At 63.8% G+C, this 12,869-nt stretch carries 8 protein-coding genes; 6 read left to right on the top strand and 2 right to left on the bottom strand.

The window, feature by feature from the left end:
- The first annotated feature begins 63 nt into the window (after positions 1-63).
- From ABB29_RS08075 to ABB29_RS08050, 6 genes are read left to right on the top strand one after another with little or no spacing between them, the layout of a single operon-like run.
- Entirely contained in the window at positions 64-684 is a 621-nt protein-coding gene (locus ABB29_RS08075) for a hypothetical protein (RefSeq protein ID WP_157062558.1), read from the top strand.
- Positions 681-1,079, top strand: coding sequence for a hypothetical protein (locus ABB29_RS16345; protein ID WP_157062557.1), 399 nt, complete (start codon positions 681-683; stop codon positions 1,077-1,079). Before ABB29_RS08075 ends, ABB29_RS16345 begins: the two co-directional genes overlap by 4 nt.
- Before the next feature lie 17 nt (positions 1,080-1,096).
- Positions 1,097-1,726, top strand: coding sequence for a hypothetical protein (locus tag ABB29_RS08065; RefSeq protein ID WP_157062556.1), 630 nt, complete (start codon positions 1,097-1,099; stop codon positions 1,724-1,726).
- Positions 1,723-3,105 carry a Tle-like phospholipase domain-containing protein gene (locus tag ABB29_RS08060; protein ID WP_157062555.1) on the top strand — a complete coding sequence of 461 codons (1,383 nt, stop codon included), beginning with the start codon at positions 1,723-1,725 and terminating at the stop codon, positions 3,103-3,105. Before ABB29_RS08065 ends, ABB29_RS08060 begins: the two co-directional genes overlap by 4 nt.
- A 32-nt stretch (positions 3,106-3,137) precedes the next feature.
- On the top strand, positions 3,138-3,710 hold the full coding sequence (locus ABB29_RS08055) for an SH3 domain-containing protein (protein ID WP_157062554.1): 573 nt from the start codon (positions 3,138-3,140) through the stop codon (positions 3,708-3,710).
- 17 nt (positions 3,711-3,727) lie between these two features.
- Positions 3,728-4,081: a hypothetical protein gene (locus tag ABB29_RS08050; protein ID WP_057658095.1), complete on the top strand. Its 354-nt coding sequence runs from the start codon at positions 3,728-3,730 to the stop codon at positions 4,079-4,081.
- Between the two features lie 155 nt (positions 4,082-4,236).
- On the opposite strand, the gene ABB29_RS08045 is transcribed toward ABB29_RS08050, so the two are convergent.
- Together ABB29_RS08045 and ABB29_RS08040 are read right to left on the bottom strand one after the other, a co-directional pair.
- Positions 4,237-6,051 (bottom strand): S8 family peptidase, encoded by a 1,815-nt coding sequence (locus ABB29_RS08045; RefSeq protein ID WP_057658094.1) that lies wholly within the window; start codon positions 6,049-6,051, stop codon positions 4,237-4,239.
- A 160-nt stretch (positions 6,052-6,211) separates the two neighbouring features.
- Positions 6,212-12,814 (bottom strand): ESPR-type extended signal peptide-containing protein, encoded by a 6,603-nt coding sequence (locus ABB29_RS08040; protein ID WP_057658093.1) that lies wholly within the window; start codon positions 12,812-12,814, stop codon positions 6,212-6,214.
- Between the last annotated feature and the right edge of the window lie 55 nt (positions 12,815-12,869).

Raw genomic sequence — 12,869 nt, 5'->3', positions numbered from 1 at the left:
TTTGCGCGTTGTCGCACCGGTAATCACGACGCTAGACTGCCGATCCACGAACAAGGATCGTCCATGCAACGATGGTTGCTCACGCCGTTGGCGCTGGTGTTGTCACTGGCCGCCTGCTCGGCCTCAAGAAATGACAGCGACTCTGCCGCGGACGAACCGCTGCGCAAGTTGAATCCAAACCCGCAGCAGGCCTATCGCATCACACTGACCATCCAAGACGCGCCCGGCCCACTGCTGCTGACCGACGCGCGCGCACAGTACGACGTCAGCAATGAAACCCCATGCGGAAAAATGAAACCACAGGGTGGTCCCTACCGGATGACCAGCAGCGAGCCGCTGGAGTTGACCCGGATTGATGAAACCACCTATCAGGGTACGGTCTATCTGGACCGGATTGTGGATGCCGACTATTACGGCAAGGGTGTGTGCCATTGGGCACTGTCGATTGTGTATGCGAATTTCAAAGCCACTGGAAAACCCGAAGAGACAACGTTCGAACCCTCATTGGTCGCCGAGAAAGTCATCGCCCAGCAGTCACAAACACGATACTTCTGGAACGGAAGCTATCCGCGCGGATCGATCGATGGCTCAATCAATCTCGGCCAAACTGATTCCAACAGAATTAACTATCCTGACGAACAGAAGTTCACCATTACGGTGAGTTCCGAGCAGGTGCATCCATGAGTCTCAACTCGCAGACTTATGCAAATCTAGCTGATGACTGCTATGACGCCACACGAAAATCAAGCATCAGAAAACCTGAAGAGCAGGATTATATTTGGCCAGAAGGCGTACAGTTCAAGGTGCTGGAGCTATACGACGTCCCCAAGATCAGCTACCAGGGCACGATTTACCAGCGTGTGGATACTGGCGAAATCATCGTCGCGCATCGTGGCACCGAACTTGACCGTGAGAAGATCATCGACGCGCTCTATCCCGATGGTGGCACGACCTGGAAGCGAGGCAGCCAGCAACTCCCACAAGCGATTGCTTTGATGGAATCTGGCTGGCATCACCGACGCATTAGTGACTTGATTGCATATTGTTCTGCCCGGCCGGCAGCTCTAGACTGCCCCTAAACATACAAGGACTGTCCATGCAACGATGGTTGCTCACCCCGATGGCGCTGGTGTTGTCACTGGCCGCCTGCACCGCTTCAAGGAATGACATGCATACCGACGCCCATGCAGACGAGCCGCTGCGCAAGTTGAATCCGAACCCGCAGCAGGCCTATCGCATCACCCTGACCATCCACGACGCGCCAGGACCGCTGGTGCTGACCGACGCGCGCGCGCAGTACGACGTCACCAATGAGACCCCATGCGGCAAGATGAAACCGCAGGGTGGCCCCTACCGGATGACCAGCAGCGAGCCGCTGGAGTTGACCCGGATTGATGAAACCACCTACCAAGGCACGGTCTATCTGGATCAGATTCTGGATGAAGACTATTACGGTAAAGGCGTGTGCCATTGGCAGTTCACTGAAGTGCGGGCAGCCCTCACCGCCACCGGCGCTTCAAAAGACACCCGCTTTGCGCCGTTCCTGGATGCAGACAAAGTCATCGCTCAACAATCGGAGAAGCGTTACTTCTGGAATGAGCGCTATCCGAGTTCTGATTTCGAAGGTTATTCGGATTTCGGCAATCCCGATATCAAACACTTCAAACCTGAACTTCGTGATTCACTGTTCAGCACTACGCTACGATCCGAGAAGGTCCAGCCATGAGCCTGAGTTCACAACTGTATGCTGACTTGGCCGATGACTGCTATGACGCGAAGAGAAAGCTAGGAGTTCGCGAGGCTGGCAAGGAAGAAAAATTCACCTTGGATGGCGTCCAGTTCAAGGTGCTTGAGCAGTACGACAACCCCAAAACTGGCTATCAGGGCACGATTTATCAGCGCGTAGATACTGGCGAAATCATCGTCGCGCATCGTGGCACCGAACTTGACCGTGAGAAGATCAAGGATGCTGTCTACACGGACGGTGGCATGGTATGGAAGCGCAGTAACCAGCAACTACCGGAAGCGATGGCGCTGACACAAAGAGCGATGGCACGCGCGGAGGAGATCGGGAAGGAAAGTGGCAACACCCCCCAAGTCACCACCACCGGCCACTCACTCGGCGGCTGTCTGGCGCAAATCACTGCGTACCGTTATGGCCTTTACGGCGAGGCATTCAACCCCTACGGGGCGGTCAGCCTCAATTACGACGTGCCCGAAGGCGGCCACAATTTTGTCAATCACGTGATTGCCACCGACCCGGTCAGCGCGGCCAGTGCGCACTACGGCGAGGTCAAGGTGTACGCCCGCGAAGAGGACATCATGGCCCTGTGGACGGCTGGTTATGGGCGTTTCAATCTGTTGCCGGACCAACCCGTCACGCTTACGGTGGCGGCGTTGTCGGTCATGAAATCGCACAACATGCATAACTTCCTCAACGTCGATGGCAAGGACAACAAGGATGTGTCGGTGTTGCTGGATCCGCGCGCACAAACCCTGGCGCGTGACAATCAGTCGGCCATCAGCGGCTACCGTAGCGACATCGCGAGCGCGCGTGCCGGCATCACCGCGGCCAGCGTGGTACCGCGTACGGTCAACCGTGCCATCGATGCGCTGACTGACAATGAGCCGAAAGCACCGGTTCGCGAGCCGGCCAGGTCCACCGGCCTGACCGAGGACTCCTGGCTGCAGCGGAATCTGCATGGACAGGATTTCTCGCGCCAGCCTGCGCCTGGTCAGCAATGGATGCCCGATGCCATGCGGCCAGCGATGGTCCCGTTGCAGGCCGCGGCGACCGCTGCCAGCGCCGCGCCGCAGCCAAACAGTGGCCATTACCAGCCGGGGGCGCCGGTTCCCTCTTTGCGGAATGATTCGCAGCGCTATGTCGATCAGTTGTTGAATGCCGTCCGCCAGGGCGACAACCAGCGGATGGACGAGATGTTGAAAGCCTCATCGGCCGACCCGTTCGCGCAGCAGATGCAGCGGCAAGCGGTGGCGGCGGTGGACCGCGACGAGCAGTTGAGCGCCGAGCTTGCGCGACAAGCCGAGCAGCAGCAGGAACTGCAACGCCAGCAGGCCCAGGTCGGACACGGCCGTAGCATGTAACAAGGCTTTACCGCCACGGATGGAGCAACACGATGCAGCAAACGTCATTGATGGACCTGGTGGCTTCGGTCAACCAGTTGATGGAAGCCTACCGCCGCCAGATGGAACAGGGCCGGCAGGAGCAGCAGGACAGTCTGCAACAGCTGAAAAAACTGCAGCAGGCGTTGCCCACCGTGGTGCAACAGGCCAGCGAACAGCAGTTGGGCCAAATGACCGCGCGCGTCCAGCAGCAGATCGAACACGGTGTCGCCCAGGCCGTGGCCCAGCTCAACCAGCAACTGGCCAACAGCGGCCAGCGCATCGAGCAGCTCAACCGCTCCGCGCAGGCGACCGCCCAGTCGCTGCAACGTTCGACCAGGCGCATGTGGCTGGCGATGATGGGGCTGGGATTGGCATCACTGGTGGTGCTGGTGTCCGGTATCGGCCTTTCCCGCCATTACGCCAAGCAGATACAGGATCAACAGTTGTCGGCCGAGCTGTTGCGCGCCTACAACCAGGCTGACGTCAATCTGTGCGAGGGGCGCCTGTGTGCCAATGTCGATCAGGACGGCAAGCGCTATGGCGAGCAGCGGCAGTACCGGCCGGTAAAAGCACGAAAGCCCTGATTTCATCAACACACCGCATGAAAACCGGCAAGCCGCACCAGCTACAGCCTCGATACATCTCGAACGGTGCCATCATCACCAGCATCGTGGTGCGCCTTGCTTTGTTGATTGTGGCTTGCGGAGTGGCTTTCGTGGCACTGAATATGGCCGCATTGGCCGGTGGCAATGATACGTCAAAGACGACCAGCCATATATCGGTGATTCTGGCCGCCGCTGCTCTCGTGTTCCTGCTAAGCAGCGTTATTGCGCTATGTCTACCGCTAACGGTCTATCGCGACTATCTGCCCATATGGGGCAAGTGCCTACTGGCAACGGGAGTACTGCAGTTATTTCTGTTGTGGGGCGCATTAATCGCGATTGCCATATTCTGAATCGCTCCAGTTCCCTATCGCTGGCAACGCAGGCATTTTTCTTGCCTGATCCATGATCAGGCAGATCCTGCAGCCACGCTGACATCCAACGCCCGCAAGTCGGAAGGCAGTCCGTTGCCTTCCTTCCCCCCATCCAGGGCTTGCAACCAGGTTGCTCAGTAAACCGCCATCAGGCTGACGCCACTGAAGGCAGCGGTTTTGCTGGTGACGCGGATGTAGTAGTCGCCGGCGACCGGACTGGTGATGGTGATCGCTTCGTTGTTGCCCAGACGCTCGGAGGCACGGTCGTGCTCGTCGATGGTCGGGGTCTGGCCCTGCGAAACGTACAGCGACACGTCACCGCTACCGCCGTAGGTACGCACATTGAAGCTGCGGGTCCCGGCCGGGATGCTCAGCTGGTAGAGAAGCGAATCACCGGCAGCGGCGGTCAGGCCAGTAGCCGGCACGCGGTTGGCCAGCACCTGCGCCGGCGGTTCCGGGCTCGGTTCCTGCATCGCCAGTTTGACCGCGGCATCGGCATTGAGGATGCCGGCACCCTGCGGCTTGTTGCTCGGCGGAGTCACCGTGAACGGGGTGGCACTGGCGCGCAGGATGTTCTTGACCTGGACCGGGGTCAGCGGCGGATAACCGGCCGATACCGCCGCGGCCTGCATCAACGCGACCACGCCGGCCACGTGCGGGCTGGCCTGGGAGGTGCCGATCATGCCCATCAGGCTGTCGCCGGCGGGGCTCGCAACCGGATCAGTGCTGCCGCTGTTGCCCAGCGACCAGATCCAGCGGTCTTCCGGATCATCGCCGGAGGTGGCGTTGCCACCCGGTGCCGACAATGCCAGAGGCGCACCATAGTTGGAGAAGTACGAGCGCGCGCCATCGACACCGCTGGCACCGACCGCGATCACGCCAACGCAGCTGGCCGGCGAGAAGTTGCTCGCATCCATGTTGTCGTTGCCAGCCGCGACCACCACGGTCACGCCACGATCAATCGCGCCGTCAATGGCGGCCTGGGTGGTCGGGTCATCGGAACAGCGACGCTGGCCGCCGAGGCTGAGGTTGATGACTTCGGCCGGGTTGGCATTGTCCGGCACGCCGTCGACATGGCCGCCGGAAGCCCAGGTGATGGCGTCGGCGATATCCGAGGTGTAACCACCACCGCGTCCCAGCACGCGGACCGGCTGGACCTTGGCATTGAACGCCACGCCGGCCACGCCCACCGCGTTGTTGGTGACCGCGGCGACGGTACCGGCGACATGGGTGCCATGCCAGCTGCTGGCGCGGGTATCGGTGTAGTCGCCGACGTCATGGGCGTCGGCGTCGCGGCCGTCACCATCGCCGGCCACCACCGGATCGTTGATGAAGTCGTAGCCGGGAATGATGTTGGCATTCAGATCCTGATGATCGACGTAGCCGGTATCCAGTACCGCGACCACCACACCTTCACCGGTGGAATTGTCCCACGCCCTGGGTGCGTTGATGCCGACGCTGCTGTTGGCGAAATCCCATTGCAGCTGCTGGAAATACTTGTCGTCGGGGACGAAGTCGTAGGCCTGCATCATGCTGTCCGGCTGCACGTACTCCACCGCCGGGTCGGCACGCAGTTGATCCATGAAGCGCTTGGCTTCGACCGTGTCCAGCGCGCGCGAAACGCGGACCAGATCAGCGCCGGTGCCGAGGCGACGCATCGGCTGCACCGACAGCGCGCTGCGGCCGTTGCCGGCGACACCGGCCTTGCTGGCGGCCTGCTGCAGGCGATTGCCGAGGGTCGAGGCGATGCTGGCGCGATCGCCATCTCGGTATTTGACAATGAAACGGCTCGCGCCCTGCGCGCTGTCGGCGCGCGACAGGCTGATGGCGGGATCCACTTTCTGGCGCGGCAGTTGTTTGCCGGCGGCTACGGCCGGAGCGGCGGCCATGGCCAGGATGATGGCGGCGCTGAGTGCACCGAGGTAGAGCGGGGACGTCTTGTTCTTCATGCGTGTTTGTTCCTGTTGGCAATCAAGAAGATGACGCGGGGATGGGGGTACCCGTTGTCGTCAGGGGTGGGTGAAACGGTGTTTCGGTGGAGAGAGAGAAGACACGGTGAGGAGCGGAGATGACGCGGCCGGTGCAGTGAATCCACCGGCCGCGTCGTGCTTACCAGCCGAAGCCGACGCCGACGCCGGCGGAGGATTCGTCGCTGCTGAAGGCACCGCCTACAGTGACCGTGGCGCGGTCGGAGATCGCTCGCTGGTAGCCGACTGACAGGGCCTGTTCGGCACCCTGGAAGCCGACGCCGACACCGACGCGATTGGGAGTGCGGATGCCCGCCGCGCTGACTGCCATGTTCATCATCGCGGAGTTCATCGCGCCCATCTTGTCGATGCGGCGATCCTGATCCTGGAAGCGCGCATCGACATCACCGCGGAATGCGTTGAAGTCATCCTCCAGGGCGGCCGCACGCATGTCGGTGTAGGCATTGGCACTGCTCAGGGTCTGGGCGCTGGCCTGGTCGGTGTAGCTGCGTGCCTGGCTCAGCGTCGCCGGACTGGCAACGTCAGCTGCCGCCGTAGCGGGTGCCGACGCGACGACCGCGTTGCCAGCGGCATTGGCATCATCGACTGCCGCGGTATTGGCACCGGCATTGACTGGCGCATTGCCGGCGCTTTCACCTGCCAGCTGCGCCTTGCTTGCCGCAGTGGCATGGCCCTGGCTGTCACCGCTGCCGTCTGCGCTGGCCAGTGTGGCCGAGCTGGTGCTGGCACTGGTCGTGGTCGCGGTGCTGGCCGTTGCACTGCTCTGGGCGTCGTACAGCTGGCTCAGTTTTGCATCCACTGCCGAGAACGCCGCACCGACGTTGGAGTAGCTGCGACCCTGGATGACATAACGCGGTGCGGTGAACACGCCATTGCTGTAGCTGGCACCACCACCCAATGCCCCGGCCATGACGTTGAGCTGCGACAGATTGACCGCGTCGGTCATCTGGGTGGCCGCGGCGACATGGGTGATCTGGCGTTCGTTGCCGATATCGCCAACCGAGACACTGTTGGCACGATCCGCCAGTGAGTTGGCACCGAGGGCGACACTGTTGCCTGCCTGTGCATTGGCCTGGCTGCCGAGTGCGACGCTGTTGTCACCATCACCGTAAGCACCGCTGCCGACCGCGACCGCGTTGGCGCCTGCGGCTTCGGTCGTGGCTTGGCCGACATCGCTGCCGCCAATGGCGACACTGTTGCTGCCGCTGGCGCTGGCATTGGCACCGTTGGCGACGGCACGATGACCATTGGCGCTGGCGTCGTCACTGCCGTCGCCGGCACCATCGGCGCGGTTGTAGCGCATGGCGTTTTCCAGCGCCTCGGAGGCGTCACCGGCAACATCGGCCACCGCACTGTCCAGCTGCGCCACGTTGACCGCGTCGGTGGCTTCGCTGCCGGCCTTGACGTTGCTGATTTGGCGTTCCTTGCCGGCTGCACCTACCGAGACGGTGAAGGCGCGGTCAGCGACCGCACCGGCACCCAGGGCCACCGACTGCGTTGCACCGTCGTTGATTTTCGAACCCACGCCAATCGCCGCGCCGCCATATTCGTTGACGTTGCTGGCATAGCCCAGGGCGATGCCGTAATCGTCCATCACATAGGTACGACCACCCAGGGCAATACCGAAGGCAGCCTTGCTGTAGCTCAAGGTGCCCATCGCGATGCCGAAGCGATTGTCGGCTTCAGCCAGTGCGCCCATGGCGATGGCGCCATAGCCTTCCGGGGATGTCAGTGCGCCCGGACCGATGGCGGTCGAGGCCATGCCGAAGGCCTGGGTCGATACCAGCACGTTGCTTGGGCGGCCAAAGAATATCGCGCCGTAATCCACCGGCGAGCCCAGCGCCACGCTGGACTGGGCCTGGGCCGTGCTGCCGTACCCCAGCGCGGTGGAACCATCGCCGCTGGCCTTGGCGTAACCACCGACTGCAGTCGATATCAGCTGCGCCTGGCTGCCGATACCCATCGCCAGCGACTGGTTGCCGAAGGCATTGGCTCCGTAGCCCGAGGCGATGCTGTAGTCGCCCTCGGCGTTGCTGCTGGTGCCGATGGCGGTGCTCGCCGCGCCGCTGGCATTGGCGGCATAGCCAATCGCCGAGGCACCGGCGGCCAACGCATTGGCTGCCGAACCGATGGCCGAAGCGTTCTCGCCCAGGGCCAGGCTGCCGCTGCCGATGGCCGACGAATAATCACCGTCGGCATAGCTGTTGGCGCCCAGCGCACTGCTTTCGACGCCGTTGGCCACGCTGCTGGCACCGGCGGCAACAGCCTGTTCGCCACTGGCGATGGCGTCATCGCTGCCGTCCATCTGGCCATTGGCGGCGAGGTAATGATCGTCGTCGCCCATCTGTTCGGCCAGTGCATCCAGTTGGCCCTTGTTGACCGCATCGGTGGCCTCGCTGCCGGCGGCCACGTTGGTGATCTGGCGTTCGTTGCCGGCGGATCCGACCGACACGGTGTTGGCACGATCAGCCAGTGAGTTGCTGCCCAGTGCGACGCTGTTGGTCGCTGACGTGTTGGTCGACGCCCAGGCACCCAGGGCAGTGCTGCCGGCCGCGGTGCCCTTGGCCGACCAGCCGACCGCGGTACCCTGCTCGCCCAGACCGGTGGCACCGGCGCCGACCACGGTGGCACCCTTCTTGGGCGCGCTGGCGTGGCTGCCAACGGCGGTAGCGTAATCTCCATAAGCCTTGGCCGACGAACCTACCGCGCTGGACAGCAGGCCGGAAGCATCGGACCAGTCACCCAAGGCGATGGTTTCGATGTTCTGTGCCCGCGCCATCAGACCGAACGCCGCCGAGAACACGCCGGTGGCCTGCGAGTTCATGCCGACTGCGACTGCACCGAGGCCACTGGCATTGGCTGGCACGAAGTCGCCGCTGATGGTGCCACCCGGCGCGTCATGCGGGCCGAATGCGGTGTACTGGGTGGCTTCGTCCAATTGCGACAGGTTGACCGCATCGGTCGCCGAAGTCGCCGCGGCGACGTTGGTGATCTGGCGTTCATTGCCTTCGCTGCCGACCGACACCGTGTTGGCGCGATCAGCAACGCTGCCGTAGCCCAGCGCAGTGCTGGAGTCGGCCAGCGCGGTAGCGCCGCTTCCCAATGCCGAGGAGCCTTCGCCCAGCGCCAGGCTGGCGCTGCCAACGGCCGTGGTGTAGCCACCATCGGCATAGCTGCTGGCGCCGTAGGCACTGCTGTCGACACCATTGGCGGTGCTGGTGGCCCCCACCGCGACGGCGCGTTCGCCCGTTGCACTGGCGTCATCGCTGCCGTCGCGCAGGCCATCGACCTGGACGTAGCGATTGGCTTCATCAACATCACTTGCCACCGCATCCAGCTGCGCCACATTGACCGCATCGGTGGCTTCGCTGCCAGCGGCGACATTGCTGATCTGGCGTTCCTTGCCTGCCGCGCCAACCGATACCGTATTGGCGCGGTCGGCAAGCGAATCGTTGCCCAGCGCCACACTGTTTTCCGCCGTGGTCTTGCTGCGGCTGCCGACGGCGACACTGTTGGCCTTGCCTGCCTCGGCGTTGGCGCCGATGACAATCGCGCCTTCGCCACGGGTATAGGCGGCGTAGCCGATGCTGACCGACTCGTTGCCGTTGGCAGCTGCCGCGGCGCCCAGCGAGGTACCACGCAATGCCTTGGCCGACGCCAGCGAACCAACCGCGGTAGTCGCTTCCTGGGTCGACATCGCGAACTGACCGACGGCGGTGGCACGCAATCCGGTCGCCGTCGTGTTTGCACCCAGTGCAGTCGAATAGCTGCCCATCGAATGCGCGTACGAGCCCAGCGAGGTGCCGCTCTCGCCCATCGCATAGGAGCGGAAACCGATACTGCTGCTACCCAGGCCCAGGCCCAGTGCCTGGGTGCCCATGGCCATGCTGCCGCCCTGGGTGGCGAACGCTTCCGCGCCCATGGCGATGCTCGAGGAACCTGAGGCCTGCGCGCCGATTCCCAGCGCCAGTGCGACTTCATTGCTGGCCTGGGCACCAGCGCCCAGGGCGATGGCGCCAACGCCAGTGGCGGCGGTAGCGGCGGTATTGCGGCTGCCGTCGCGGTTCTTGACCAGATAAGCACCGTTTTCATCCATCGCCACACCACCAGCGGCAAGACTGGCCGCGCCCGTGGTGGTGACGCCTTGACCGACAGCGGTGCTGTAATTGCCTATCGCGGTACTGCCACTGCCAATCGCGGAGCTGGCGCTACCCAGTGCCAGGCTGCCGCTGCCGAGTGCGGTCGAATAATCGCCATCGGCATAGCTGTTGGCGCCGACTGCGCTGCTTTCCATGCCGTTGGCAACGCTGCTGGCGCCGGCGGCAATCGCCCGATCGCCTCCGGCAATGGCATCGTCACTGCCATCCAAGGCACCGCTGGACGCAACATGGTGATTAGCGTCAGCGATGTGGCCCGCCAGTGCATCCAGTTGCGCCTTGTTCACCGCATCGGTGGCTTCACTGCCGGCGGCGACATTGGTGATCTGGCGATCCTGTGCGCCATGCACGACACCGGCGGCATCAGTCCATTCATGCGCCGCACCGACCGACACCGTGTTGGCACGATCGGCCAGCGAACTGGCACCCAGCGCGACGCTGTTACCTGCATCCTTGGCGACCCAGGCATTGGAGCCGAGTACAGTCGAATCCACCGCTTGGGCGTAGCTGTTGTAGCCAATCACAGTGGCATTGTTTTCGGTCGCCCAGGCTTCGGCACCGACAGCAGTGGTGTGCTCGGCGGCGCTGACACTGTCGCGGTCCTTGCCGGCGAGCGCGTTGGAACCCAACGCGAGTGCGGAAGTCGCACTGGCTACCGCGTCCACACCTATTGCGCTGCTGTCGGCCGCCACCGCATTGGCCCCCGCGCCGACCGCAGTGCTGTGGCGACCACTGGCGTTGGCGGCTCCGCCGAACAACGACGCCTGACCGCCGATGGCGACGCTGGCCACGCCTGAGGCTGATGCCGCCGGACCAAGCGCTGCCGAATTGCCGCCCTTGGCGCTGGCACCGTTACCTACCGCGGTCGATTCGCGTACCGCATATGCGTTCATGCCAACGGCGACGCCGGACTGTCCTGCACTGCTGCCCATCCCAATCGCGGTGCCACCGGCACCGCTGACGCTGCTGTTGAGGCCCATTGCGATGGAAAACGCAGCACTGGCCTTCGCGTTCATGCCAATGGCGGTGCTCTGGGCACCGCCGGCGAGGCTGTTGTTGCCCATGGCGATGCCGTCATATGGGCTGGAAGCGGCATTGCCGATGGCGATGGCGCTTGCCGCGCCGCTGTTGGCTGCGTGTCCGATCGCGATGCTGTCACTGCCACTGGCGTTGGCGCCGTAACCGCTGGCCACGCTGTAATCGCCGAGCGCGTTGGCGGCGCTGCCATTGGCTACCGCGCCTTCGCCCAGCGCCAGGCTGCCGCTGCCGAGTGCAGTCGAATAATCACCATCGGCATAGCTGTTGGCGCCGACGGCAGCTGCCTGTTCACCGTTGGCCACGCTGTAGGCACCGTTAGCCGTGCTTTGCACACCGCTGGCGATGCTGCCGGAGCCGACGGCAGTAGCATCATCGGCCAGTGCACCAGCGTTCGGACCGACGGCGACCGCGCTACGCCCCTGCGCACCTGCCAGCGCGCCAACCGCAATCGCCTGCTCGCCATCGGCGAACGTCGATTCACCGACGCCCGGCTGGCGATCACCGTTCTGATCGGTCCAGTCGCTGCCGCCCAGTGCCATCGCACCATTGCCGTTGGCGTAGGCGTGCTGGCCCATCGCTACCGCCTGTTCGCCGTAGCCGACGCTGTTATAGCCAACACCGACCGCACCGTTGCCGATGGCAAACGATTTGGCGCCGATGCCGACGCCGTTGTCGCCCTGCAACGCGCGCGACTGCGCGCCCAGCGCGATGCTCTGGTAACCGTCGGTGCCGGCCCCCATGCCGGCGACCAGGCTGCCGGCACCGTAGGCCTCGGTATTGGCGCCCAGCGCGACCGCGCCGTTAGCCGCCGCGGTGCTCGATGCACCCAGGGCAATCGCCGCCTGTCCACCCGTGGCATAGGCGTGCGAGCCGACGGCGGTGCCGTAATCACGTGCGATCGAGCCCTGCCCCAGCGCGGTGCTGGCATCACCGACCGCCGACGAGGTGTGGCCAAAGGCAGTGCCGCCGACGCCCTTGGCCGCGGACAACGCGCCGACCGCGGTCGAAGAGTTTCCATCGGCCGATGCCTGGTTACCCAGCGCGACGGTGTTCCTGCCTGCGGCGGCGGCGTCCTGGCCGATGGCCACGGCACCGGTCGCTTCGAAGGTCGGGCCGTAGTCACTCAACCACGGCGTGGTCCGCGCGCCACTGCCGATGGCGATGCTGCCGTCGCCATCGGCGCTGGCCTTGTCACTGCCGTCTCCGGCGCCGTTGACCTTGACGTAGTCCTTGTCGAACTTGTTGACCGTGGCCTTGCTGGCCAGTTGATTGGCCTTGGCCCAGACCGCGCACAACGCCGGACTATCGCGGAACTGCTTTGGGGCCTGCGCGCAGTCCGCTTTGGCATTGGCAGCGCTGGCGGCGCCCGGCCAGGCCACGCAGGCCAGCATCAGCACCACCGCTGGCAGTGCCGCATGCGAAATCGTCGCTGGTTTGCCAGCAACCTTGCCGCGCAAGGCGGCGAACTCTGACGCGACCACCCAGCAGTGCCTGGAGCGGTTCCAGACCAGACGGAATACCTTATTCATCAACACTTCTCCAACGGAACAGGTTTTTTGGGCATGCGTCACCCGTCAGGCGGGA

Origin of the sequence: Pseudoxanthomonas dokdonensis, assembly GCF_001431405.1 — a bacterium.
Taxonomy (GTDB): domain Bacteria; phylum Pseudomonadota; class Gammaproteobacteria; order Xanthomonadales; family Xanthomonadaceae; genus Pseudoxanthomonas_A; species Pseudoxanthomonas_A dokdonensis.
The sequence above is the reverse complement of the archived record's forward strand: the minus strand, read 5'-3'. Positions and strand labels throughout refer to the sequence as shown.

Excerpts from the sequence above, each read along its gene's own strand:
- ABB29_RS08065 (WP_157062556.1), top strand. The coding sequence starts at position 1,097 with ATGCAACGATGGTTGCTCACCCCGATGGCGCTGGTGTTGTCACTGGCC.
- ABB29_RS08055 (WP_157062554.1), top strand. The coding sequence starts at position 3,138 with ATGCAGCAAACGTCATTGATGGACCTGGTGGCTTCGGTCAACCAGTTG.
- ABB29_RS16345 (WP_157062557.1), top strand. The coding sequence starts at position 681 with ATGAGTCTCAACTCGCAGACTTATGCAAATCTAGCTGATGACTGCTAT.
- ABB29_RS08075 (WP_157062558.1), top strand. The coding sequence starts at position 64 with ATGCAACGATGGTTGCTCACGCCGTTGGCGCTGGTGTTGTCACTGGCC.
- ABB29_RS08050 (WP_057658095.1), top strand. The coding sequence starts at position 3,728 with ATGAAAACCGGCAAGCCGCACCAGCTACAGCCTCGATACATCTCGAAC.
- ABB29_RS08060 (WP_157062555.1), top strand. The coding sequence starts at position 1,723 with ATGAGCCTGAGTTCACAACTGTATGCTGACTTGGCCGATGACTGCTAT.
- ABB29_RS08045 (WP_057658094.1), bottom strand. The coding sequence starts at position 6,051 with ATGAAGAACAAGACGTCCCCGCTCTACCTCGGTGCACTCAGCGCCGCC.
- ABB29_RS08040 (WP_057658093.1), bottom strand. The coding sequence starts at position 12,814 with ATGAATAAGGTATTCCGTCTGGTCTGGAACCGCTCCAGGCACTGCTGG.